This window comes from Mucilaginibacter sp. SG564, from assembly GCF_013149275.1.
Classification (GTDB): domain Bacteria; phylum Bacteroidota; class Bacteroidia; order Sphingobacteriales; family Sphingobacteriaceae; genus Mucilaginibacter.
Genome location: NZ_JABGNA010000002.1, coordinates 139214 through 164760 on the forward strand (window position 1 = coordinate 139214; position 25547 = coordinate 164760).

General features: G+C 43.5%; 24 protein-coding genes. 14 read left to right on the top strand and 10 right to left on the bottom strand.

All coding sequences use genetic code 11. From position 1 onward, the window contains the following. The 5 genes from FHW89_RS05140 (at position 1) to FHW89_RS05160 (ending at position 4180) form a co-directional block, all read left to right on the top strand. Positions 1-1335, top strand: a complete 1335-nt coding sequence (locus FHW89_RS05140; protein WP_172333959.1) for a cell wall metabolism sensor histidine kinase WalK — start codon at positions 1-3, stop codon at positions 1333-1335. Between the two features lie 230 nt (positions 1336-1565). Then, the gene (locus FHW89_RS05145) at positions 1566-2246 is read left to right on the top strand and encodes an OmpA family protein (protein WP_172333960.1); all 681 of its coding nucleotides are present in this window, start codon (positions 1566-1568) and stop codon (positions 2244-2246) included. A gap of 143 nt (positions 2247-2389) precedes the next feature. Then, positions 2390-2779: a hypothetical protein gene (locus FHW89_RS05150; protein ID WP_172333961.1), complete on the top strand. Its 390-nt coding sequence runs from the start codon at positions 2390-2392 to the stop codon at positions 2777-2779. A gap of 77 nt (positions 2780-2856) precedes the next feature. Further along, the gene (locus FHW89_RS05155) at positions 2857-3357 is read left to right on the top strand and encodes a heavy-metal-associated domain-containing protein (protein WP_172333962.1); all 501 of its coding nucleotides are present in this window, start codon (positions 2857-2859) and stop codon (positions 3355-3357) included. Between the two features lie 22 nt (positions 3358-3379). Next, the gene (locus FHW89_RS05160) at positions 3380-4180 is read left to right on the top strand and encodes a hypothetical protein (RefSeq protein WP_172333963.1); all 801 of its coding nucleotides are present in this window, start codon (positions 3380-3382) and stop codon (positions 4178-4180) included. A 220-nt stretch (positions 4181-4400) separates the two neighbouring features. On the opposite strand, the gene FHW89_RS05165 is transcribed toward FHW89_RS05160, so the two are convergent. Continuing rightward, a complete protein-coding gene (locus FHW89_RS05165; protein ID WP_172333964.1) occupies positions 4401-5315 on the bottom strand; it encodes a hypothetical protein in 915 nt (304 codons plus the stop codon). A gap of 351 nt (positions 5316-5666) precedes the next feature. On the opposite strand from FHW89_RS05165, the gene FHW89_RS05170 reads away from it, so the two are divergent. Beyond that, positions 5667-7229 carry a glycoside hydrolase family 10 protein gene (locus FHW89_RS05170; protein ID WP_172333965.1) on the top strand — a complete coding sequence of 521 codons (1563 nt, stop codon included), beginning with the start codon at positions 5667-5669 and terminating at the stop codon, positions 7227-7229. On the opposite strand, the gene FHW89_RS05175 is transcribed toward FHW89_RS05170, so the two are convergent. The 4 genes from FHW89_RS05175 to FHW89_RS05190 form a co-directional block, all read right to left on the bottom strand. Further along, positions 7230-7979 carry an SDR family NAD(P)-dependent oxidoreductase gene (locus FHW89_RS05175; protein WP_172333966.1) on the bottom strand — a complete coding sequence of 250 codons (750 nt, stop codon included), beginning with the start codon at positions 7977-7979 and terminating at the stop codon, positions 7230-7232. Next, positions 7976-8770: a DUF1835 domain-containing protein gene (locus tag FHW89_RS05180; protein ID WP_172333967.1), complete on the bottom strand. Its 795-nt coding sequence runs from the start codon at positions 8768-8770 to the stop codon at positions 7976-7978. Before FHW89_RS05180 ends, FHW89_RS05175 begins: the two co-directional genes overlap by 4 nt. Positions 8771-8951: 181 nt before the next feature. Then, positions 8952-9692: a carboxypeptidase-like regulatory domain-containing protein gene (locus tag FHW89_RS05185; protein ID WP_172333968.1), complete on the bottom strand. Its 741-nt coding sequence runs from the start codon at positions 9690-9692 to the stop codon at positions 8952-8954. 696 nt (positions 9693-10388) lie between these two features. After that, positions 10389-13715, bottom strand: a complete 3327-nt coding sequence (locus FHW89_RS05190) for a vitamin B12-dependent ribonucleotide reductase (RefSeq protein ID WP_172333969.1) — start codon at positions 13713-13715, stop codon at positions 10389-10391. Between the two features lie 284 nt (positions 13716-13999). On the opposite strand from FHW89_RS05190, the gene FHW89_RS05195 reads away from it, so the two are divergent. Then, positions 14000-14494, top strand: coding sequence for a thioredoxin family protein (locus FHW89_RS05195; RefSeq protein WP_172333970.1), 495 nt, complete (start codon positions 14000-14002; stop codon positions 14492-14494). A 154-nt stretch (positions 14495-14648) separates the two neighbouring features. Here FHW89_RS05195 and pyk read toward each other — a convergent pair whose 3' ends face one another. Then, entirely contained in the window at positions 14649-16085 is a 1437-nt protein-coding gene (pyk, locus tag FHW89_RS05200; protein WP_172333971.1) for a pyruvate kinase, read from the bottom strand. 69 nt (positions 16086-16154) lie between these two features. Then, positions 16155-16574: an IPExxxVDY family protein gene (locus FHW89_RS05205; RefSeq protein ID WP_172333972.1), complete on the bottom strand. Its 420-nt coding sequence runs from the start codon at positions 16572-16574 to the stop codon at positions 16155-16157. Between the two features lie 154 nt (positions 16575-16728). On the opposite strand from FHW89_RS05205, the gene FHW89_RS05210 reads away from it, so the two are divergent. From FHW89_RS05210 to rnc, 3 genes are read left to right on the top strand one after another with little or no spacing between them, the layout of a single operon-like run. Then, entirely contained in the window at positions 16729-16965 is a 237-nt protein-coding gene (locus tag FHW89_RS05210; RefSeq protein WP_031266521.1) for an acyl carrier protein, read from the top strand. Between the two features lie 19 nt (positions 16966-16984). Next, entirely contained in the window at positions 16985-18238 is a 1254-nt protein-coding gene (fabF, locus tag FHW89_RS05215; protein WP_172333973.1) for a beta-ketoacyl-ACP synthase II, read from the top strand. A 12-nt stretch (positions 18239-18250) separates the two neighbouring features. After that, positions 18251-18976 carry a ribonuclease III gene (gene rnc / locus FHW89_RS05220; RefSeq protein WP_172333974.1) on the top strand — a complete coding sequence of 242 codons (726 nt, stop codon included), beginning with the start codon at positions 18251-18253 and terminating at the stop codon, positions 18974-18976. Positions 18977-19118: 142 nt separating this feature from the next. Here the strand turns inward: rnc and FHW89_RS05225 are convergent, their stop codons facing one another. Continuing rightward, positions 19119-19916, bottom strand: coding sequence for a hypothetical protein (locus FHW89_RS05225; RefSeq protein WP_172333975.1), 798 nt, complete (start codon positions 19914-19916; stop codon positions 19119-19121). 249 nt (positions 19917-20165) lie between these two features. Between FHW89_RS05225 and FHW89_RS05230 the strand changes: the two genes are divergently transcribed. From FHW89_RS05230 to FHW89_RS05245, 4 genes are all read left to right on the top strand, one after another. Beyond that, the gene (locus FHW89_RS05230; protein WP_235953954.1) at positions 20166-21041 is read left to right on the top strand and encodes a YicC/YloC family endoribonuclease; all 876 of its coding nucleotides are present in this window, start codon (positions 20166-20168) and stop codon (positions 21039-21041) included. A 62-nt stretch (positions 21042-21103) separates the two neighbouring features. Further along, positions 21104-21706 (top strand): guanylate kinase, encoded by a 603-nt coding sequence (gene gmk, locus FHW89_RS05235; RefSeq protein ID WP_253952174.1) that lies wholly within the window; start codon positions 21104-21106, stop codon positions 21704-21706. Between the two features lie 90 nt (positions 21707-21796). After that, positions 21797-22369 carry a nicotinate (nicotinamide) nucleotide adenylyltransferase gene (gene nadD, locus FHW89_RS05240; protein WP_172333976.1) on the top strand — a complete coding sequence of 191 codons (573 nt, stop codon included), beginning with the start codon at positions 21797-21799 and terminating at the stop codon, positions 22367-22369. A 90-nt stretch (positions 22370-22459) separates the two neighbouring features. Further along, complete coding sequence (locus FHW89_RS05245) at positions 22460-23059, top strand: tRNA-(ms[2]io[6]A)-hydroxylase (protein WP_371742426.1); 600 nt, start codon at positions 22460-22462, stop codon at positions 23057-23059. A 157-nt stretch (positions 23060-23216) separates the two neighbouring features. Here the strand turns inward: FHW89_RS05245 and FHW89_RS05250 are convergent, their stop codons facing one another. Then, positions 23217-24815, bottom strand: a complete 1599-nt coding sequence (locus FHW89_RS05250; protein WP_172333977.1) for an FAD-dependent monooxygenase — start codon at positions 24813-24815, stop codon at positions 23217-23219. Positions 24816-24822: 7 nt separating this feature from the next. Then, a complete protein-coding gene (locus FHW89_RS05255) occupies positions 24823-25533 on the bottom strand; it encodes an SAM-dependent methyltransferase (protein ID WP_172333978.1) in 711 nt (236 codons plus the stop codon). Positions 25534-25547 lie beyond the last annotated feature (14 nt).

Sequence of the window (25547 nt, forward strand, 5' to 3'; positions counted from 1 at the left end):
TTGAGACTCAGAACAAAACTTACGCTTTTTAACGCCATATCAAAACTGGTTATCGTAGTACTGTTTGTATTGCTGGTACCCGTATTGATCAAAAATATAAGCAGTAACTATGTTGATAGTAAGCTCATCAAACAAAAAAACAAGCTGTTGCAAATAGTAAAAAGCCATGGTATTGAAACTTATATAGAAAATGGCGAGCCTTATGGTAGTTATCTGCCCCTTAAAGAAGAATTCATAAGTTTGGACGAAGTAGATCCAAATTACTTTTTAGATACCATTAAACTGGGTAAACGCTTGTTCAGCGAAGGCGACACCCTCGAATACCGGATACTAAGCCATACATTTAAAGTCAAGAATAAGAATTATCTACTGGAAATAGGCAAAAGTGTGGATACGCTTGATGAAACCAGCATCCCGCTGCAAAATATCGCCTTCCAGGTATTGCTGGGTATGATATTACTGACCATTCTGGCCGATCAGTTTTATTCCAATTATGTGCTCAAGCCTTTGCGGCTTATTATTAAAACCAAGCTTGTTGGCCAAAAGTTCCCCAATTTTAACGCTTATAAAAAAGTACGCACTACTACTACCGACTTTGAATACCTGGATATCAGCATCCATAAAATGGTGGAGACAATTGCCGATAAGTTTCAGAAGGAACGTGAATTTATTTCCAACGCTTCGCATGAACTGATGACCCCCATCTCTATCCTGCAATCCAAGATCGAGAACATGTTTGAGGAAGAGGACATCAGCGACGACCTGAAGGTACGTCTGATCGAAATGCAGAAGATCCTGAACCGTTTAAAGAGTATTACCAAAACCCTTTTGCTGATATCACAAATTGAGAACGAACAATTTTTAAAAGAAGATAAAGTTCCGGTAACTGAATTACTGCAGGATGTATATGACGAAATTTCCATACGCCTGCAAGATAAAAATATCAGTTACAGCATTGATATCCCCGAAAACTGGAACATGGTGAATATTAATAAATTCCTGTTGTTTAATTTATTTTTCAATCTCATCAATAACGCTATCAAATACAATAACGAGGGTGGCTACATCCAGATAACAGGCACCGCCGGACATAATAACTTTATCATCAGCATAGCCGACAATGGTATTGGTATCGACGCCGAAGCCATTCCTTTTATATTTAACCGTTTTAAAAAGTTCAGGCAATCACTTCAGCAGGATAGCTTTGGTCTGGGTTTACCTATTGTTAAATCAATAGCTACCTTTCATGACATCGATATTGAGGTAATTTCGGATAAAGGCGCGGGTAGTACCTTCAAGTTGATATTCCCAACTACACTTATCGTGGCTAATTGATCATATAGGCGGTCATATTTGTATCGACAATTTTACATTTTTTGTACTAAAAACAAGCCATTATTTGCAGTCTGGCCAAAATATCAATCGCCATTTTGAAAATTCCTTACTTAAATATTAAAAAAATATAGCCGCAATACACTTTTAGGCACTTTAAAAAACAAAGCCTGTTTTTTATTGTTTTTGGCACTGGCTTTGCAAATGATATCTAAAACATATCATAATTATATATGAAAACTCTTCGAATTAAGATAGCCTCCCTGAGTTTGGCTTTAGCCACCGTCGGCATTTTAGGCTCAGGCTGTGATTCATTGACTAAAACTCAAAAAGGCGCAGCGATTGGCGCTGGTGCAGGTGGTACAATAGGTGCTTTTATAGGTAAAGCAGCAGGTAATACCGCGTTAGGGGCCATTATTGGTGGTGCTGTAGGCGGTACTGCCGGTGCCTTTATTGGCCGTAACATGGACAGGCAGGCTGCCGAAATAAAACAAACCGTTCCCGGAGCTACCGTTACACGTGAAGGTGAAGGCATTTTGGTTAAGTTTGATTCGGGTATATTATTTGACACCGACAAATCTGATGTTAAACCCGCTGCCCAATCTAACCTGCAAAAATTGGCTACCTCGTTACAAAACAACCCCAACACTAATATTTTGATAGTTGGCCATACCGATAGTACTGGTACAGCACAACATAACATGGATCTGTCTATCAGAAGGGCCGAAGCTGTGAAATCATATATCGTGTCTAATAATGTAAACTCATCCCGCTTAACCACATCTGGCAAGGGTAAAACCGAACCGATTGCTGATAACCGGACACCAGAAGGCCGTGCGCAAAACCGCAGGGTTGAGATAGTAATTGTGGCTAATGATCAAATGAAACAGCAGGCTAAACAATCTGCCCAATAATAACCATATAATAAGATCAAGTTAATTAAAGAACCCGGCCGCGAGGGCCGGGTTCTTTGCGTTTATACCCATCAGCTCAATCTATTCCCGGAATATCTAAAAACAATTTGTAATCAATAAGTTAATCCGTTATTTTTGTTATTATGATAAAAAGATCGGGAGCTTTATTATTAACCTTGCTGTACACGGTTACAGTACTGGGCTTTGCTCTTAATCTGCATTATTGTGGTACGCAGATAGCTTCTGTTAAAATTGATTCGCCGGCCGTTAGTTGTAAAATGGCTCAGGATTGCAGCAAAATGAAATGCTGCAAGGACAAACAAATACAGATTAAGGTAAAAGACGCGCACCAGATTGAACCGGTTTCCATCATCTCTAAACTTTTTGGATTTGATATCCCCCGTTTATCTTTCAGCGGATTTTTTACACCATCCAGGCAATCATTTGCCAGCCCTTCGCCTAAACGCGGGCCGCCCGGCATGCCCTGGCAAAACGTAGCCACATTTATTAAAAATTGTATTTTTCGTATCTGATCAACATTAATTGCTTATCGAATACCCGGTAAAATTACCGGTAGTTTATTTTTCAACAATTAATTTAAAAGATCAAAATGAAAGCTCTAAAAATATTTATTGTACTTTTTGTATTTACTGCTACCGCAGCAAAAGCCCAGTTCACCAAAGCCGAGCTGCAAGTTAGCGGCCTTACCTGCGCCCTGTGCGCCAAATCAACCGAAAAAGCATTACGTACCCTCCCTTTTATAGGCGATATCAAAACCGATCTGATGCACAACTTATATCTCATTACTTTTAAAAGCGATGTGCCGGTAAGTTTTGAGCAGATCAGCAAAAAGGTTCAAGGCTCAGGCTTTTCGGTAAACAGCTTAAAAGCTACTTTTAACTTTGATAATACCAAGATTGCCAATAACATTTTCAGTTATGGCGGCGATACATACAGGTTATTAAACCCTGCTGATAAAGCCATTACAGGCAATGTAAATTTCACAGTAGTTGATAACGGCTTCGCCCCAAAATCGGTGTCCAAAAAATACCTGGGCCAGGTTACCGATACTGCCCCTGCAAGCGGTCGTATTTATCATTTAGCTATTTAATTCTTCATCAAGCATTATCATCATGAAGAAATTGATATTGGCTATTGGCCTTATGGCACTGACGTATCCGGCATTTTCGCAGGAATTATATGTAAATACTGAACCAGCCAGCAATATGGCCACAGGCTCGCTTGGCCTGCGTTTGGAGAACCAGGGATTTTTTAAACCCGACTATAAAAACCGTACAAGCTTTGAGGCCATGTATGGCGTAAGCAGGCATTTAATGATACACGGCTCATTATACGTATCTGATTATTACAGCAATAATCAGCATTTTGAAGGGGGTAGTGTATATGCCAAATACCGGTTCTTATCTATAGATACGGTACAGAAGCATTTTCGTGGAGCATTTTTCGCGAAGACGTCCAGCATCAATAATCCCATTGTTAACCAGGAAATAACGCTGGAAGGCGACAACTCCGGCCTGCAAAGCGGTGTGGTATTTACCCAGCTTTTGCATAAGCTGGCATTATCCGGCTCGGCAAGTTATTTGCGGGCTTTTGATAATCGTGGGGGCTATAACCTTTCGCCGTTACAAGCCCGCAACGCGTTGGCCTATACTTTATCGGCCGGATACCTGTTATTCCCAAAAAACTATCGCGATTATCAGCAAACCAATGTTAACCTGTATGCTGAGTTATTGGGTAAAACCAATCCGGGTCATGGACAAAGTTACCTGGATATTGCACCGGCAGTGCAGTTTATATTTAACAGTGTTTGCCGCCTGGACCTGTCATACCGTACGCCACTTTACAATGACATGGTACGCAACAGCAAGAACATGTACCTGGTAAGGCTGGAGTATAACTTTTTTAATTTGTAAACCGAGAGTGAGAGCCCCTGGGGTGAACGATCAATTCGCGATCATGCATATTGCTAAACAGATCCTTCACTATCGCTAACCATCATCTATTGAACAGAGGCTTTAATCAATTGCGTTATTTCGCCCATAGAGACTCTGGACCTTACAACCCTGGATGAAAAAAACAAAAAGCCCCGTTCCGATATCCGGAACGGGGCTTTTTTATATGTATTAAATAAACTTATTTAAGTGTAAAGCCTGTTTTACCCATGGTACCACCATCGGCATAAAGTAATACGGTATAAGTACCCTTTTGGAAAGGTAGGTTCGGGTTTACCCAATCAATAGTGTACTGGCTGCCGTCGTCCTTAAAGTCGATGGACGTTTTGTAGGTGTATTGCAGATCCTGGTTGTCGGCACTGAAAGTTCCGCCATCGGCAGGGGTAATCAGATTGCCTGTTGGATCAATGATACGCACATAAATATCGTGCAGACCTTTTATAGCGATGCTATTGCTGGCCACTGTAAAGTTGATCTTGATTTTTTTAGCTGGGCCGGCACGGGTAACATCAACCTCTTTACCGCTGTTCTTCACCTTATACGCTACTACATTTGCCGTGGCCAGCTTAAGGGCTTGAGCCACCTTCACCTTCGCGTCCAGATCCTGGTTTTGTTTAGTGAGCGTATCGGCCTTTTTAGCTACCGTAGCCAGGTTGGTTTTTAGCGTATCCCTTTCGGTAGTTAACGATTGATTCTGCTTTTTCAGTTCTTCAATATCGGCAGTGTATTTAGTTACAAAATACCTTAATTGTTTCACATCTTCCTGGGCCTTAACCAATTCAGCTTTGGTTAATTTCCCTTTAGCCAATTGGGTTCTCAATACTTTAATTTTGGAAACCAATGAGTCGTTTTTGGCTTGCATTTGCTGGGATAATTTGGCTTTACCTGCATTTACCTGCTGAATTTGTGATTCAAGACTGTCTAATTCTGTTTGCAGGCGGGTTTGTTCATCATGCTGGTACACGATCTTAGTATCCGACTTGTTTTTTTGCAAGTACAGATACACATCGGTACCCAATAGAGCCAAGACCACCACAATGAGGAAATAAATGACGTTGGAGTTTTTCTTAGATGGTTGACCGGATTGATTTTCCATAGCAATTAAATGTTTAATGTTTTAATACAGTTAAAAAGCAAAGCTGTTTTAAAAAAATGCAGCTATTTAACTATTGTGATTAATTTACAAGCAAATCTAAACTGATAGATATTGCCCGCTTTACCTGTATTTTTCTTTTTATCAGCACTTTCATGCCCAACGATATTTAAACGTTGAAACACTAAAAATATGATTTTAAACAGAATTACAGGTAAACAATTATGTTAGGCAACGGTTAAAAATAAATACAATATGCTAAAATCACAATAAACCTTCAAATTTTATACTTCATAATAAAAGTGCAACGTTATGAGTTTTATATCTTTGCAGCTTTTACTTTAATCCCCGTTGATGCATATATTTCGCCGCTTTATACTACTGATCGCCCCCCTGCTTACCATGGCAACCGTTTACGCGCAGCCTGCCGAACCCGCTTCTGATGAACCAATAGTTAAAACTGAGCCCAAACGGGAATTCAGAGGAGTGTGGATAGCAACAGTAGTCAATATCGACTGGCCCACAAGCACTAAATTTACTGCTGATAAGCAAAAACAGGAGCTGATAGATATCCTCAACTCGCATCAGGAAACGGGCATCAACGCCGTAATGCTGCAGGTACGCCCTGCTGCCGACGCTTTTTATGCTAAAAGCCGCGAACCCTGGTCTAAATATTTAACCGGAAAGCAGGGTCAAGGCCCTTATCCTGCTTATGATCCCCTGGAGTTTGCCATAACCGAAGCGCACAAACGCGGCATGGAGCTACATGCCTGGTTTAACCCCTATCGCGCCACTTTCGATGGTAATTTTGCCGCGCTGAGTCCGCAGCATATCACCAAAACAAAACCCGATTGGTTCTTTACCTATGGCGGTATCAAAACATTTAATCCCGGGTTGCCAGAAGTTCGCGAATATATTGTACAGGTAATACTGGATGTGGTTGACAACTATGATATCGATGGCGTACACATGGACGATTATTTTTATCCATACCCAATTGCCGGCCAAAAGATCAACGACGATGATACCTTTAGAAAATATGGCCAGGGCTATGACAATATTAAGGACTGGCGCCGCCACAATGTGGATCTGCTTATAAAAATGATTGGCGACAGCGTACACGCACACAACCCGGATATCAAATTCGGTATAAGTCCGTTTGGTATATGGGCCAATAAGGCGCAGAATGATGAGGGTTCAGAAACCAGCGGCGGATCATCCTATTATGAAAACTACGCCGACTCACGCGAATGGGTTAAACAGGGCTGGATAGATTACATCAACCCCCAGCTTTACTGGCCTATTGGTAACCGGGCAGCTGATTTTGAGAAACTGCTCAACTGGTGGAGCGATAATACTTTTGGCAGACACCTGTACATTGGGCAGGCGGCTTACCGCATCAATGAGCGAAAAACCGTGGCCTTTAAAAACCCCAAACAATTACCAGATCAGATCAATATGATGCGGGCCAACCCCAGAGTTCAGGGCAGTGTTTATTTCAGCTCCAATTCACTGACCAACAACCCTCTGGGCTTTACTGATTCGCTTCGCGAAAATTATTATAAATACCCGGCCTTGCCGCCGGTAATGCTTTGGCGCGACTCGATTGCTCCGAATGTACCCCGGGAATTTACCGCGAAAGCCATACAGGGCCATGTACAATTAAGATGGATGGCACCCACATTGGCCAGAGACGAACAGCCTGTTTATGGCTACGTGATCTACCGGTTTACCGATGGCGAAAAGATCAATATTGATGATCCTAAAAATATATTGCGCATACAATATAACAGTGGCTTAACCTTTGAGGACAGCACAGTACAAAGAGGAAAAACTTATATGTATGTGATTACCGCGCTTGATAGATTAAAGAATGAGAGTGACCGCTCGCCAACTATCGCGGTCACGGTTCGCTGATCAGCTATTCATCACCGAACCGCAGTTAATATCAAGGGTTTGCCCGGTGATAGACCTCTGGCTTAACAGGTACGCTACCAACCCTGCAATTTCATCGGGCTGGCTCATACGTCTGAGTGGTACACTTTGCATGGCAATTTCATAAAACTCCTGTTTGCTGATACCTATACCATCGGCTATGCCCTGTAAGCCATCCTGCGACATTTCGGTATCTACCCAGCCCGGGCAAATGGCATTCACCAGGATATTTTCGGGAGCAAATTGCACTGCCCATGAGCGCATCAATCCCAGCAAACCTGCCTTAGAGGCGCAATAAGCCGAATAGTTAGCCACACCCAGCCGCGCCAGTACCGACGAGGTGATCAGTATATGTTTCTCCCCCGTTGCATTACGCAGCGCGGGTAAAAAGGTATTCACAAAATTATAGGTACCGGTAAGGTTGGTGTCTATAATATCTGTCCAGCGGTCATCATCACCCCAGTAATTCTCACCCCCGATGCCCGAATTGGCAACCAGTCCGTTCACCACAACGCTCCCCAGTTGTTCAAAAGTACGGGCAAGACTTTGTTGATTCCGGATATCCGCTATCAATAGGCTATGATTGCCCGCAGGCAGGCTTTGCAGTGTTTGTTGTAACTTTTGTTCGTTGCGGCCAAGTAAAATACAGGTATTACCATCATGTGCCAGTTTCTGCGCGATAGCTTGTCCAATGCCGCTCCCGGCGCCGCTAATGATATAGGTGTTGCTCATATTGACAGGCTGATAAGTTGTTTTTGTTGCAGGCTGTCGAGGTAAATATCTATCTCTGAATCGCCCATACCAAATATTTTATCCTCGTTCCAAAAGGTGGCATATATGGATGATCGGGTTTTAGCACCACTATTGTAGATATCCAGCAGTCGCTGTTCAATATAACCCAAACCGGCTTCATTCACCTGTAAACGTTTCAAGTGAGCTTGTAAAGCAGGTTTTAGCAAAGGCATACCTCCCCAGAAGTTATTTTCATTCAGCCACTTTTCCAATACGGCGGCATTGCCCTGTACATATAATTGCCAGGCTTCGGTAGCAAGTTCAAACTCCCATTCGTTCAGGCGTTCACGGCCATCATACAGCTCTTCAAATTGTTCGCCGTTGAGCTCACCCAAACCTTTGGCAAAATTAAACTGGACGCAATCGGCCAGGCAAATGAGGTAAATAGCCGGTGCCGACATATCCGTTTTGCGGCTAAGCATCTGTAAAACACCCAACAAGTTCACCTGACAATGCAGATCAAACTCAAACCAGAGGTTAATCTCGGTATAGTCGCTGTTGAGCTTGCCCAGTTCGTCAATTACCTTATGCTGGTAAAAATCAATGTTTTCATGGAACGTTTGACTGATCCACTGGGCGCGTGCGCTCCAGAAACTGCCCGAAAGTATATTTTCCTGCAATGGGCCCTCAGAAAGCACTTCGCGCCATACCAGTACATCACCATCAAGTCCGGTTTCATTAAAACCCGACAAGGCGGCATCCCCGTTTAAAATATGCAATATGTTACTCATTGGTTTTTAGAATTAGTAGCGGGCCTCAGTCAATGAAGCATCCTGATGGTAAAAATAAATTTAAAAAAGCAGCAATTATACTTCATTAAAAATTTGCAGGAAATTTTGAAGATGAAATGATTTTGTTTTTCAACTCCCTCTCTTCCGATAGCTATGGGGATGAAGAGGGATGAGCGAGGCTTTACTTAGTTTTTACCAAACTATCTCCCATCAATTTTTGCTGACTTGTTTTAATATATACCCGGATGTCATAGTCCGACATTTTTTTGAGCAGTTCGATGCCCGGGCGGTATTTATCCATAAAGTCCAGCAGGGAATCGCCTTTAAGATTGGTGACCGTTCCGACCAGGCTTTCGCTGAACCGGCTGTCGATGTACCGCCTTTCTTCATCCCTGATCAGTACTTTTTTAAATTTATACTCCCGGCTGTGTTTGTAGGTGAGGGCGCGGATAAACTGTGATGGCACAATGGTGATACCAGCTACCGGCAGAAGCCCGGCATTGCTACCCGATACCGCTATCATATCCTTGAGCTTAGGCGGCGAAGAATTAAACTCTTTTGCAAACATTTTACGGTTATTCAACGAATCTTTTATCCTGTCTCTTTTACCTGTTACATGAACTTCGCCCAGCTCAATAACCGCAGCATCTAAACCTATCCTGATATTTTTATTATTTGCCGAATTAAGCGGAAGTACAAATAACTTATATCCCTGCATTTTTACCCGGAGCGTGTCATTATTTTTTTCTGTAGCGATACTAAACTCACCCTGTATACCGGTAATGACATTTGCTTTGGATGTAGCTACCCAGGTCCCAGCGAGTGGTTGCCCCGTTTTTTTATCAGACACCATGCCGCTTATACCTTGCCCGTAGGAGCATAAACAGGTACACATCAAAAACAGGATAAGCAGGCTACGCATTGGTTTATATGTTTTGATAATCAAATCATTACAAACATAACTACCAAACCTAACTCATGAAATTGGTTTAACATTCTTTAACTTATGTGTTTTGTTAAGGAATGATTTGATGCACCCGTTCTGCATATTCAACAATAGATCCTTCGCTGCGCTCAGGATGACAAAGAAAGGTTAAAGTCATGCCGAATTTGATTCACTGCCGTTGTTGGTGTTGTCACCAACAATATGCCGGGCAATTCCCGAAACAAGTTAGGATAGGCTTATTTTTTTACCTTATCCGTTTAAAATATGCGGTAATTGATTGAAATATTGGTGGTTGATGGCTAAATATTCCCTATATTTAATTACCATCAAAAAACCAAAGCCATGAAAACTTTACTTATCGCGATCCTGTTTCTAATGGCAACTGTACCATTAGTACTGGCACCGCCACCACCCATCCCCAGCAAGAAAGGTATTCATCACGCTACCATTTGCAAAGCAGCAATGCTTTCGAAAAAGGGGGGATGCGCTAAGGCATGCAATCATCACTGCCCAAAAACTTAGCACATTTAATAACCGCTCCTTTCGCTCACCATGACACCCTATTTTGTTTATATGTATTATTTAATCATGACAAAAGAACCCTGCCTTGCGGCAGGGTTCGCACATTTAACTATTTATACTGAACAAAAAACTACGATTGTTTAACCCTCTTTACGAACAACCCATCGAGTTGCCGCAGTTGAGGCATTTGTAACAGGTGCCCGAACGCAGGGTGGTGTGCCCACATACGTTACAGGCAGGGGCATCGCTTTGTACACCCATGCTCAGATCAACAGAAAACCCCTGTTTCTTAGCACCGGTAAAACCATCTGGATTATTAACAGGTACATATACATTGCTTTCGTCGGTATTGAAATCCTCGTCGCTCATTTGCGGGTTGCCGAGGGTGGCGTTATTTTCGGTAAGCACGTGTACCAGGTCGGTACGGTTCTGGTATTCGTAACCCAGCATCCGGAAAATATAATCGATAATACTGGTGGAGCTTTTGATGTTGGCATGGCCCACCACCATACCGGCAGGCTCAAAACGGGTGAAAGTAAATTTCTCTACATATTCTTCCAGCGGTACGCCGTACTGTAAACCTACCGAAACAGCAATAGCAAAACAATTCATGAGCGAGCGGAAAGTAGCGCCTTCCTTGTGCATATCCACAAATATTTCGCCCAGGGTACCGTCCTCATATTCGCCGGTGCGCACAAATACATTCTGCCCATCGATAGTAGCTTTTTGGGTGAACCCCCGACGTTTAAAGGGCAGACTCTTCTTTTGCACCACGCGCGACAATTCGCGCATAAAATTGGTATCCTTTGATTTCTCCATAATGGCTATGGCCGCCTCGATCACCTGCTCTGGTGTCAGATCGCTTAGTTTTACGTTGGCGGCTTCGCCCAGTACTTCTTCTACCGTTTCTAGTTTATCGTCAACCTCTTCTTTCGTATCCGATTTGGTGGATAGCGGCTGGCTTAGCTTACAGCCATCGCGGTAAAGGGCATTGGCTTTCAGGCCCAGCTCCCATGACAATTGGTAGCAATCTTTGATTTCATCAACTTTAGCCTCATTGGGCAGATTGATGGTTTTAGATATAGCACCCGACAGGAAAGGCTGTGCCGCAGCCATCATTTTGATATGACCATGCGCATGGATGTAACGCTCGCCTTTGGCGCCGCATTTATTGGCACAATCAAAAATGGGGTAATGTGCTTCTTTCAGATACGGAGCACCTTCAATAGTCATGGTACCGCAGATGTATTCGTTAGCTTCTGCTATTTGTTTTTTATTGAAACCAAGCGCGCGCAGCACGTTAAAGTCGGGCGCGTTGTATTGATCGGCAGTGATGCCGAGGCGTTTCAGGCATTCTTCACCCAACGACCAGATATTGAAAGCGAAGCTGATCTCAAAGGCCGATACCAGTCCTTTGTCGAGCTTTTCCAGTTCATCATCGGTAAAACCTTTTGCTTTTAAGCTATCAGTATTAATATGTGGCGCGCCTTTCAAGCTGGCCGAACCTTTGGCGTAGTTTACAATAGCGGTAACCTCGTGCTCGCGATAGCCCAGGTTGCGCAGGGCTTCGGGCACAGCCTGGTTTATGATCTTGAAATAACCGCCGCCTGATAGTTTTTTGAATTTTACCAGCGCAAAATCAGGTTCGATGCCGGTAGTATCGCAATCCATCACCAAACCGATGGTGCCGGTTGGAGCAATAACGGTGGTTTGGGCGTTGCGGTAGCCATACTTCTCGCCCATTTCCACAGCCTTATCCCAAGCGTTGCAAGCAGCAGACAGCAGATAGTCCGGACAGTATTTAGGGTCGATACCCGGAGGGGCTATCTCTAAATTCTCGTAATTTTCGGTGGAGTTATAGGCGGCATAACGGTGATTGCGCATCACCCGCAGCATATGTTGTTTGTTATCGTTGTATTTGCGGAAAGGCCCCAGCTCACGGGCCATTTCGGCCGAGGTGGCGTAAGCCGTACCGGTCATAATAGCGGTGATAGCGCCGCCAATAGCGCGGGCTTTGTCGCTGTCGTAAGGGATGCCGTTCACCATTAATGCCGAACCTAAATTGGCATAACCCAGGCCCAACGTACGGTAATCGTAAGAGAGCTGCGCCACTTCTTCGGATGGGAATTGCGCCATCAGTACGGAGATTTCCAACACGATAGTCCACATGCGACAAGCGTGTTCAAAACCTTTTACATCAAATACCCGGGTTTGCGGATCAAAGAAATGCGCCAGGTTGATAGAGGCCAGGTTGCAGGCTGTATTATCAAGGAACATATACTCTGAACATGGATTGGAGGCGTTGATACGGCCGCCTTCCGGACAGGTATGCCACTCGTTAATGGTGGTATCAAACTGTACACCCGGATCGGCGCAGGCCCAGGCCGCGAAAGCGATATCGTCCCATAATTTTTGCGAAGCGACAGTTTTGGTCACCTTCCCGGTAATGCGGCTGGTGAGTTCCCAGGGCTTACTGCCTTTGAGGGCATGGAAAAAACTATTGGGGACGCGCACCGAATTATTGGAATTTTGACCCGATACGGTACGATAAGCCTCGCCTTCATAATCGGATGAATAACCGGCGGCTATCAGCGCAGCTACTTTCTTTTCTTCCTCTACTTTCCAATTTACAAAACCTTCTATTTCGGGGTGATCCAGATCAAGGCAAACCATTTTGGCTGCCCGGCGTGTTGTACCACCCGATTTGATGGCACCGGCAGCTCTGTCGCCTATTTTGAGGAAAGACATCAGGCCCGACGAATAACCGCCACCGGCCAGTTTTTCCGTTTCGCCGCGAATCTTAGAAAAATTGGTACCCACACCCGATCCATATTTAAATATGCGGGCTTCGCGCACCCAAAGATCCATGATACCGCCCTTGTTCACCAGGTCGTCATCAACAGAAAGTATAAAACAAGCATGTGGCTGCGGGCGTTCATAAGCCGAGGTTGATTTGCTCAGCGTTTCGGTAAGCGGATCAACAAAGTAATGCCCTTGTGGCTTGCCCGTGATACCATACGAATTATGCAGCCCGGTATTGAACCACTGCGGCGAGTTTGGCGCGGCCAGTTGCCCAACAATGGTATAAACTATTTCATCATAAAAAATATCGGCGTCTTTTGGACTGGCAAAGTAGCCATAGCGTACGCCCCAGTCTTTCCAGCAGTTGGCCATACGGTGGGCCACCTGTTTAATGCTTTTTTCGGAACCGGTGCTGCCATCGGCCTGCGGTACGCCAGCCTTGCGAAAATATTTTTGCGCCAGTATATCGGTTGCCACCTGGCTCCAGGTAACCGGCACTTCTACATCGTTCATTTCAAATACAGCATCGCCGGATGGATTACGAATCACAGACGATCGCTTATCATATGTAAACAGATCAAATACGTTAATTCCGTCTTTAGTGAAATAGCGTGTTGTTTTAAGCCCTTTCCCGCTGCTGGAGGCGGACATTTTGGAGGTAATGTTTTTGGCCATAGTATAATAGATTGGAGGTGAGAGTTGGTATTTTCAAAACACTAAGGGTGTTTTAATCAAAGCTATCAGTATGCGTATTATCTTTTATTTCAGAGTTTTCCACACATGTCAATTAATTGGCTCCAATATCATATATTAATTTTTAATTACCTGATTATTAAATAATTAAACGTGTTAATAATTAAAAAACTATCGTTCTATATCATTTTTTTGTATCTTGAAGCGTATTGATCCTGCCCGATACGTTCATATTAAACTGTCAATTAAATTACCCGTCCCTACACATGAAAAAATTAATTCTGATAGCGTTCATCGTTGTTTTTACACTGAGTGCCCGAGCGCAGGAACAACCCCATGTATATAATCCTAATGCCGATGCCAAAGCCGAGATTGCTGCCGCGGTAAAACAAGCCGCCCAACAGCATAAAAACGTGCTTTTACAAATTGGCGGCAACTGGTGTATTTGGTGCATCCGGTTTAATGACCTGGTGACCAAAGATGCCGACCTGAGCAAATACCTGAATGATAATTACGTGGTTTTGCACGTAAACTACAGTAAAGAGAACGAAAACAAAGCCGTACTGGCCGATCTGGGTTATCCGCAGCGCTTCGGCTTCCCGGTATTTGTAGTGCTGGATGGTAAGGGCACACGCTTGCATACCCAAAACTCAGGCTACCTGGAAGAAGGCAAAGGCCACAGTAAAGAAAAAGTTATGGACTTTTTGAAGGACTGGTCGCCAGCGGCTATCGATCCTAAAACTTACGAAAAAGCGAGGTAGCACCTCTCCCAACCCTCTCCAAGGGAGAGGGCCTTGATTAGCATATTTTTATTATCCGCTTGCGCAAGTTTGTCCTATTCAAAATAATTATTACCAACAAAAAAGGCTCACCATTTGGCGAGCCTTTTTCCATTAAAAGTATATTTAAATAAGGTTATTCAACAACACTTACTTTAAGCATGTTGGTTTTACCTTGTTTAATAATAGGCACAGCGGCAGTGTTAATCACTACGTCGCCGGCTTTGATGAGGTCTTCTGCTTTTAGCATAGCATTTACATCAGCAATAGTTTGATCGGTACTTTCCAATTTATCATAGAAAAAGGCACGTACGCCCCAAACCAAACTTAAAGCATTTAGCAATTGCTTGTTGGATGTAAATATATAGGTGCTAGCCTGTGGTCTGTGGCTCGAGATCTGGAAAGCGGTATAACCCGATGTGGTCATAGAAACGATGCCAACCGCGTTGGTGTGTTGTGCCAGGTGAACGGCCGATTCGCAAACCGCGTTGCTAAGGTAATCTGGCGACGATGGATCGATATCATTAACTTTGGCGGTATTGAAGTTGTAGCCATGCTCTTCTACATTGCGCACAATTTTGGCCATGGTTTCAATAACAATAACCGGAAATTCACCAACTGATGTTTCGCCGCTAAGCATCACCGCGTCGGCACCATCCAATACAGAGTTAGCTACGTCATTCACCTCGGCACGTGTTGGGCGCGGGGTGGTGATCATCGATTCCAACATCTGGGTAGCTACAATTACCGGTTTTGAAGCCGCACGGCATTTTTTGGCGATCATTTTTTGCAGCAATGGCACTTCTTCCAATGGCATTTCTACACCAAGGTCGCCACGGGCTACCATCACACCATCTGTAGCGGCAATAATTTCGTCGATATTATCAATAGCTTCCGGTTTCTCTACTTTAGCGATAACCTTGGCTGCTTTGCCGCTTTGGGCAATAATGCGTTTAAGCTCTATAATGTCCTGACCGGTACGTACAAATGATAAACCTATCCACTCCACATCATATTTCAACGCGAATTGCAGGTTGATTAAGTCTTCTTCGGTTAAGCTTGGGATAGATACTTTGGTGTTAGGCAGGTTAACTCCTTTACGTGAAGTTAGGATACCGCCGTGTACCACTTCGCATATAACGGTATCTTTTTTGTTGGTTTCAATAACGCGTAACTGCAGTTTACCGTCGTCCAGCAAAATAATTTCATTGGCCTGAACATCTTGCGGAAAGGTATCATAAGTAATATAGATCTGCTCGTCGTTACCGATACATTCTTGAGTGGTGATTTTAATATGAGTTCCGTTAACCAGGTGTATGCCCCCATCTTTTACTAAACCAATACGAATTTTAGGGCCCTGCAAATCGGCCAGGATACCTACATTGGTTTTATATTGTTCGTTAATTTCGCGAATGATGTCAATTACGGCTTTATGATCCTCCGGTCTTCCGTGCGAAAAATTAAGGCGGCAAACATTAACACCGGCTTTGATCATGGCTAATAAAACATCTTTTTTAGCTGACGCCGGGCCCATGGTGGCTACAATTTTAGTACGATTATAGTATAGTTTCATATTGTTCGGGTTAAACTGGCTTACATTTATATTTAGTGTAAAACCAACACTCTTTTTTTAAATTTTGCGCTAAAATAACAGATTTTCCCGTGATTTTATTTTTTTCGGATCAATCTTTACGGCGGCCACAACTTCGGGTATCTTATTAATGGTTGATACCAGGCTGTCCAGGTCATCGTCGTCAATGTAATTGCGGATCATGATAAAGTAATCGGCGCTCCTGATCTCGGGCACCAGATAACCGTCAGATCCCTTATTACCAATAAAATAGAAGTCGGTTTCGGTGGTTTCCCACTGATAATGAAACAGAGAGAACAATACAGGCTCGGCCCCCTGATAAATATCAACGGCAAGGTCGTTTGACCTGGTAAAATTAAAATTTAAAGATTTGTTGATAAGGTAACAAATGCGGTAATCTTTTAATGATGTGGTTATGGCGATAAGCACAAAATCAAAATCGATCTCAAACTTTAAAAATTTCCTGTTCAAAATCATTACTTTTACAAACGTCAAAATTACGAATACAAACCGTTTGAATAAAATTTTGTTACCGAAATATATTGTAAAAGTTTTAGATTTGATAATTGACAGAATTTATTTTTCTTTGCACTGAATTTTTATTAATCATTAAACTATAAAGACTATGTCTGATATCGCTTCAAGAGTAAAAGCTATTATCGTAGAAAAACTGGGTGTTGACGAAAGTGAAGTTACACCAGAAGCGAGTTTCACCAATGATCTTGGTGCCGACTCGTTAGACACCGTGGAACTAATCATGGAGTTTGAAAAAGAATTTAACGTGGCTATTCCTGACGATCAGGCTGAAACTATTGGTACTGTTGGCCAGGCAGTTGCTTATCTTGAAAAAAACGTTAAATAAGACTCCCTAACTGGATTAAATGGAGTTTAAAAGAGTTGTAGTAACCGGGCTTGGAGCACTTACTCCTATTGGTAATACCGTTTCGGAGTATTGGAACGGGCTGATCAATGGGGTAAGTGGCGCTGCCTTAATCAAAAGTTTTGATACCGAAAAGTTCAAAACTAAATTCGCATGTGAAGTTAAGGGCTTTGATGCGGATGGTTTCCTGGGCCGTAAAGACGCCCGAAAATTAGATCCCTTTGTTCAATACGCTCTTTTTTCAACCGAAGAAGCTGTAAAGGACGCGGGATTAGATTTCGAAAAATTAGATGTTAACCGTATAGGTGTTATATGGGGAGCGGGCATAGGTGGCTTAAAAACCTTCCTTGATGAGGTGATGAACTTTGCTAAAGGCGATGGTTCACCACGTTTTAACCCCTTCTTTATACCTAAAATGATAGCCGATATTGCCCCTGGTCATATCTCTATCAAATATGGCTTACGCGGCCCCAACTTCACAACCGTTTCTGCCTGCGCTTCATCAAACAATTCCCTGATCGATTCATTTAACTATATCCGCATGGGTAAAGCTAATATGTTTATCAGCGGTGGTTCTGAAGCTATCATTAATGAAGCGGGTATTGGTGGTTTTAACGCTATGCACGCCCTGTCAACCCGTAACGATGATCCGGCAACGGCTTCACGCCCGTTTGATCTGGATCGTGACGGCTTTGTGGCCGGCGAAGGTGCAGGCACCATCATCCTGGAAGAGCTGGAGCACGCTAAAGCACGCGGCGCAAAAATTTATGCCGAAATGATAGGCGGAGGCATGAGTGCCGATGCTTACCACATGACCGCTCCGCACCCGGAAGGTTTAGGCGCGGCAGCCGTTATGCGCGCAGCTTTAGAGGATGCCAACCTTACTCCTGCAGATATTGATTATGTAAATGTTCATGGAACATCTACACCAATTGGCGATCCGCAGGAGATCAAGGCTATACATGATGTATTTGGCGATGATATTTACCGTATCAATATCAGCTCAACCAAATCCATGACCGGTCACTTGTTAGGTGCGGCTGGCGCGGTAGAAGCGATAGCATCAATATTAGCTTTAAAAAATGGTATCATCCCCCCTACTATAAACCATTTTACTGACGATCCTGCTTTTGACCCTAAAATCAATTTCACCTTTAACACTGCTCAAAAGCGTGATATAAGGATAGTTCAAAGCAACGGATTTGGTTTTGGTGGCCATAATGCTTCTGTTATATTTAAAAAGTACGAAGATTAATTGTGGTTGTGAATGCCTATCAGTCAGTTTTATAAGCTATATCTATCACCCAACAGGAAATACGTTAAGATTTTAAAGAATTTGCTCGGTTTTGTGCCGGGCAATTTGTCTTTATACCGTTTGGCGTTCCGGCATAAGTCGGTAGCCCAAAATGTAAAGAAAGGGGTAAAAAACAGCAACGAACGCCTGGAGTTCCTGGGCGATGCTGTGCTTGGCAGTGTTGTTGCCGAAGTACTCTTTAAACTATACCCGTATGAAGACGAAGGTTTTTTAACCGAACTGCGCTCCAAAATAGTAAGTCGTGTAAATCTTAACCAGCTTGCCCGTAAACTGGGTTTTGACAAACTGATTGAATACGATAGTCGTATGCTTAACTCCAGCCGGCAAGGCTCATTACTGGGTGATGCGTTTGAAGCCCTGGTTGGCGCCGTGTATTTGGATAAAGGGTATGATTTTACCAAAAGCTTTTTGATCAATCACATCATCAAATCGCATATTGACATTCATAAGCTGGAGCAAACCGAAACTAACTTCAAAAGCAAACTGATCGAGTGGTGCCAGCGCCATGGCCGCGATATTATTTTTGAACTGGTAACCAACCAAGAAGGCGAAAGTGCCAAGCTTTTTACCGTACAAGCCAGTGTTGATGGTGAAGTAGTGGGCGAAGGCAAGGAATTCAGCAAAAAGAACGCCGAAAAACTAGCCGCCGAAAAAGCCTGTGAGTCTTTAGGGATTTAAGGCATCGGCTTAAAGCGTCATCCTGAACTTGTTTCAGGATCTCACAGGACTTAGACCGATGTTATTCTTTTCATATTTTAAACACTTCTGATGGGATGCCGAAACAAGTTCGGCATGAATGACCCTTTATTTAATTCTCCAGTTAATGTTTTTCTTTTTTCAAAGTTTCACCGGGTTGTGATAGTTGCAGTGTGCTATCCCTTTTGATAAAAGTTGGCGAGTTCAATCCTTCCAACACCTCCTTTTGACCACTGTTTTTATAGTACTCATATGACTTTTGCATGTGCTTGATCAGGTCATAATCGGTCCAGCCTTTCAGGTCTTCGTATGATGGGGTATAGTAATTCATAAACCTGCGGGCGGCGCTATCGGTTGGTAATTTGGTATATTGTTTTACAAAATAAACATTGTAGCGCCTGTTAATTTCGGCCTGTTCAGCTTCGCCCTTGGCAAAGTTGGCAAAACGGCGCGCACGCCCTGGAGTTTTGCCAAAAAGCTCATAAAGCCCCGTAAGCGGACTGCTTAGAAACGAAAGTACTGGTGGTTTGCCGCTATAATAAGTACCCTGTTTGCGGTAATCGTTCATGATGGCATTAAGTTCTTGCTTTTTAGTTTGGCCAAGCACTTTTACTTCGGCCAGCTTAATCACTGGCTGCATGTATACCGGCATATCGCTGTTGTTCAACACCACAATTTTTTGCGGGGTATACTCATCTTTGGTAAAAAGCAAGGTATCGCCGGTAGACGCTTTTATGGAAAACCAACCCAGATCATCGCTGATCATGAGGCTGTTTGTTTTGAGATTTTTGATCAAAACCTGCCCCATTCGTTCGGGCGTGCTCTTTTTTGAGATCACTCCTTTGAGCGTAAATTCCTGAGCTGAAGCTATTAAAGCAGAACAAATACAGGCAATAAGAAGCAGGGGAAAACGATAACGCATGTGTGATATTGAACGCAAAGATACCAACAGTATTTCACACCAAATGTAAAAAAGTGTTAAAGTTCTGTGGTAGGACAAGTCCGATAAGTCAGTAAAGTCCGGAAGTTTTTAACACTAAATATTTCTGGTCTGTTGAGTAAATATATTTCGTCTTTCGGTCTTATCGCACTTTTCGGGCTTTCGGACTTTACCGACTTATCGGACTTCCCCACTCTTTCAAACTTCAAAACAAAAATCCTATCTTTGCACATGATAAAATCCATGACAGGGTATGGAATTGCCAGTTTTGACTCCGGTAATACCAAATATACCGTTGAGATCAAATCCCTGAACAGCAAATTTCTTGAGCTATCCCTTCGCTTGCCCAAAATATTCTCTGAAAAGGAGTTTCAGCTGCGTAATGATTGCAGTAAGCAAATTGAGCGCGGCAAGGTAAACCTGTCTATCAATATTGAGCAGGTAAACACCGCGGTAAAAGCTGCCGGTATTGATAAAGATCTGCTTAAACAATACTACCTGCAGTTAAAAGAGGTGAGCCAGGAGCTTAATGAGCCAACCACCAATCTTTTACAGCTTGCCTTGGGATTACCTGAGGTAGTAAAATACGATGATGAAACCGCATCAGAGGATGAGTGGAAGCTGGTTGAAAAAACATTTCAGCAGGCTTTGGCAGCCTTTCAGCAATTCCGCTCTGATGAAGGTAACGTGCTCGAGAACGATGTAAAACACCGCATCAATATCATTCTGAAAAACCTGGAACTGGTAGAACTGGAAGATCCTAAACGTGTACCCCTGATACGTGAGCGCCTGAATACTTTTTTAAGCGAAGCTGCCGACAGGGAAGCTATTGACCAGAACCGTTTTGAGCAGGAGCTGATATACTATATTGATAAACTGGATATTACCGAAGAGAAAATACGCCTGAAAACCCATTGTGAGTATTTTATCGAAACCCTAAAAAATGCCGACGCCAATGGTAAAAAACTGGGCTTCATCTCGCAGGAGATCGGTCGCGAAATAAATACCCTGGGCTCTAAAGCCAACGATGCCAACATTCAAAAGTTGGTAGTGGGCATGAAAGAAGAGCTAGAAAAAATTAAAGAACAACTGTTAAACGTATTGTAGTAGCTTATAGTTGATGGTTCATAGATCATGGCTTTTTTGCCTTGAGCTATTTGCTATTAACTATGAACCATTATCCATTAACTATGAACCCGGAAGGTAAACTCATCATATTCTCAGCTCCGTCGGGGGCGGGTAAAACCACCATAGTACATCACCTGCTTAGCAAAATGCCCGAGCTTGAGTTTTCCATTTCGGCCACTACCCGTGAATGCCGTGGCGATGAGGTGCACGAAAAAGATTATTACTTTATCAGCAAAGAAGAATTTTTGCATCGCATAGCTAAAAAGCAATTTGTGGAGTTTGAAGAGGTTTACAGCGGCACATTTTACGGCACCCTGCGTACCGAAATTGAACGCATCTGGGCAAAAGGGAAAACCGTGATATTTGACATCGATGTGGAAGGCGGCATGCACCTGAAACGTAAATACGACGGACAGGCCTTAGCCATATTTGTACAGCCCCCTTCACTGGAGGTTTTGATAGAGCGCCTTACCGGCCGCGGTACCGATAGCGAAGAAAAACTGAAAGAGCGTTTTGCTAAAGCCGAAAAAGAACTTAAATACGCCCCACAGTTTGACATTATCCTCAAAAATTACGATCTTGATACGGCTTGCAAAGAGGCTGAAGAACTGGTGAGGAACTTTATTAGCCCCCCAGCCCCCTGAAGGGGGAGCTCTAATTTACTTAGTCAAGAGGTTTACAACATAAAAACATAATTATTCATTCCCCTTCAGGGGGTTAGGGGGCACCTGCTAATGAAAATAGGCTTACTGTTTGGTTCATTTAACCCTATACACATAGGGCACCTGATTATTGCCAATTACATGGCCAACCATACCACGCTTGATAAAGTTTGGCTGGTGGTATCGCCGCAAAACCCACTCAAAAAGTATGGCGACCTGATCAATACCTACGACAGGTTGGAAATGGCTAAACTGGCTACGGATCATGCCACCAACATTACCGTAAGTGATGTGGAGCTAAAACTGCCTCAACCTTCCTACACTATTGATACGCTCGCCCATCTCAAAGAAAAGTATCCGGAGCATGACTTTGCCCTTATCATGGGATCAGATAACCTGGGGACACTGCACAAATGGAAAAACTATAAGTTGATCCTGCGCGATTACAAAATATACGTATATCCACGCCCCGGTTATGAAAATGCCGAACTGGCCGATCACCCTGCGGTTACCATCACCATGACCCCGCAAATGGAACTATCGGCAACCTTTATCCGCAAATCCATCGCCGAAAAAAAGAACGTGCAATATTTTGTACCAGACCCGGTGCTGAAATTTATTGAAAGTAAGGGACTATATAGGTAAGTTTAAAGCCGAAAGGTTAAGGGTTAAAGGTTTTCCCTTAACATCCCTCTGTGCTTTTATCTTTCGCCCCCTTAAACTATCTTTGTTCCTGTGAGCGAAAAAACCATACTGAAACTGCAGCTGCCCACCGATCCGCTTTGGGTCAAAAACGTGGTGGAAAGCAATATTGAGGAGTTACTGACCGATCATGCTTTTTGCGAGCAAAAGGCGGCCAGCAATGCTATTACTCTTATTGTGCAAAACCCCAATCTGAATGATCTGGTACAGGAAATGGCACTGTTGGTTCAGGAGGAGATGGATCATTTTAAACGCGTGCACGATATTATACTGCAACGGGGTTTTGTACTGGGCCGCGAGCGCAAGGACAATTACGTGAATGAGCTGCGCAAATTTATTATCATAGGCGGTGGTCGCGAAGCGCAATTGATAGACAGATTGTTGTTTTCGGCCATGATAGAGGCCCGTAGCTGCGAACGCTTTAAAGTGCTTTCGGAAAACATCGGCGACACCTATTTATCTGAGTTTTACCACGAGCTCATGGTAAGCGAAGCCACTCATTACGCCACCTTTATTCGCCTGGCCAAAAAATATGCGGTTGAGATTGATGTAGATAAACGCTGGGCCGAATTTTTAAAATACGAAGCGCAAGTGATCCAAAACTATGGCAAAAGCGAAACCATACACGGGTAGTTTAATAGTGAGTAGCCATTAGTGAGTGGTTAAAGCTTGTTATCGATAATTTACTCACTATATAACCTAAAAATTATTATCTATAATTCATTACTCACTATTTAAACTGAAAGGTTTATTGCCCACATTTCACTGCTAACCATTCATCACTCACCGCTTAAACCTTAACAAACCCTACCACATTTTGCAGATAATTGTCCATCATCTCGATATCCACTACATCATTAATAAAGCCGATGTGCATATCGGGGCGAACGATGATGGCTTTCTTTTGCTTTTCTTTAATACCAAAAGCATCAAAAACATGTTGGTTTTTGGCTGATGGCGGCAGATAAAAAAAGTTAAGGGCGCCGGTATAGTTTTGGGTGATCCATTTGGCCAGGGTAAACAAGTCGATCTCCTGTAGCTTACCCAGGGTTATCATGGTAAAACCGGGCTTGCTGCACCATTCATGCAGATCGGTTTCCTGCTGTTTCTTTTCGTCAAACACTTTGAGATACGGCAATCTGTCGCCGGCTTTTACGAGCGAATCATGGCTCAGGTGCAGGTTGATCTGGCTTTCGCGATAGTTGATGCCGGTTTGTGAGAGGCGCTTAAAAAACGAATCCCGCAATACGGGCTTACCCCAAACGTTTTTCAGGATAGCAGGAAGTGCCCATTTTTTTAACAGGCCCACAAACCAATTGCGCGACAGTATCAATTTAAAAACACGATCGGTAGTGTTCAACAGGTCTTTGGCTACAGGCATACGCTCGGCAGCGTAGCTATCCAGTATTTTTTCCTGTAATTGATTATTCACTACACCTGCCAGTTTCCAGGCCAGGTTATAGGCATCCTGTAAACCAGTGTTCATCCCCTGCCCGCCCACTGGCGAGTGGATATGCGCAGCATCGCCAATCAAAAAAGACCTCTTTTGCCTGAAATTATCGGCCATGCGATGATGCAGGCGATAGGTAGTAAACCAGTTGGTATGTTCTACCCCAATGGTTTGGCCGGTAATAGCATTCAGGTGAGGTAGTATTTCTTCTATTGGCATATCCTCTCTTTGACTAAGCTCAACGGGCACCTGACCAACAATTCGGTAACAATTTTTTTGGGGCATTGGGAAAAATCCGGCGAACCCTTTTTTCGCTAAAAACAAATTCACCTTGTCGCTAAAAGCATTGCTTATTTTCACATCGGCCAGGTAAAACTGGTATTGGTAGGTATCGCCATTAAACGGTATACCCAGTTGTTTGCGTACCATACTGCGTGCACCATCGGCACCAATAAGCCAGTCGCAGGTAATATGCTGGGTTTCCTCCCCGCTTTGTAGTTGCGCTATCACCTTATCGGCCTGCTGCTCTATGGCCAGCAACGAGGTATTCCAGTAAACCGGGCAGCAGTTCAGTGTTAAAAAATCCAGTAAAAGCCGTTCGTTTTTGCTCTGCGGATACAGATGCACAAATGGAAAGGCAGTTTGCCCATCGCCAACATTATTCAATGATAATTCAAGTACATTTTTGCCTTTCTGGTTAAATACCACGCCAGCGGCCTGCTTGCCTCCTTTTATAATGGCATCAATAACGCCCATTTGCCGGTATATCTCCAACGACCGGGCCTGCACAGCCAGTGCTTTAGAATGGGTAGTTGGCCCTTGCTTACTGTCAATAATTACCGGCTGTACACCATAACGCAATAGCTGGGCAGCCATCATTAAACCCGAAGGACCTGCGCCTACTATCAACACACTGGTATGCTGCTGCGTAACCGTCATTGTTTATTTATGGATGAAAAAGCAGAAAAATGGTTGGCCGCTTGTGCAACTCGGGAACTTTTTTCTGCCACTCGGCAATGGTTTTGGTTTGTACAAATTCTGTAGGCGCAGTTAAATCGGTTGCTATGCAGAGCTTGGTTTTAGGATTTGCTGTTTTTAAAATCTCTTCCAGCATAGGGTTATTGCGAAATGGGGTTTCAATAAATAGCTGTGTTTGATCGAGCTTAATGGCCGCTGCTTCCAGCTCTTTGATCTTTTTGCTGCGCAGCGCTTTATCAATAGGCAAATAACCATGGAAAGTAAAGCTTTGCCCGTTAAAGCCAGATGCCATCAGCGCCAGCAAAATAGAGCTTGGCCCTACCAGAGGCACCACCTTAATACCCATGCGATGTGCCTTATCTACAATCTCGGCGCCGGGATCGGCAATGCCGGGACAGCCGGCTTCGCTCATCAGGCCTACGTCGTTACCCGCCTGTAAGCCTTTAAAAAAATCGGCTTTACCCATATCGCGGTTATGCTTACTGTAATCATGAATGAGGAGTTCGCTTTGGGGCGTTTTTAAGCCCGCCAGCTTTAAAAACTTGCGGGCGGTTTTCTCATTCTCCACAATGTACTCTTTGATACTGTTAATGGTATCAACCAGGTAAAGGGTAAATGATTGGGCGGCTGTTTCTTCGGCCAGCGGTACGGGTATTAAATAAAGGGTTCCATAGGGCATATTGCAAAGTTGCT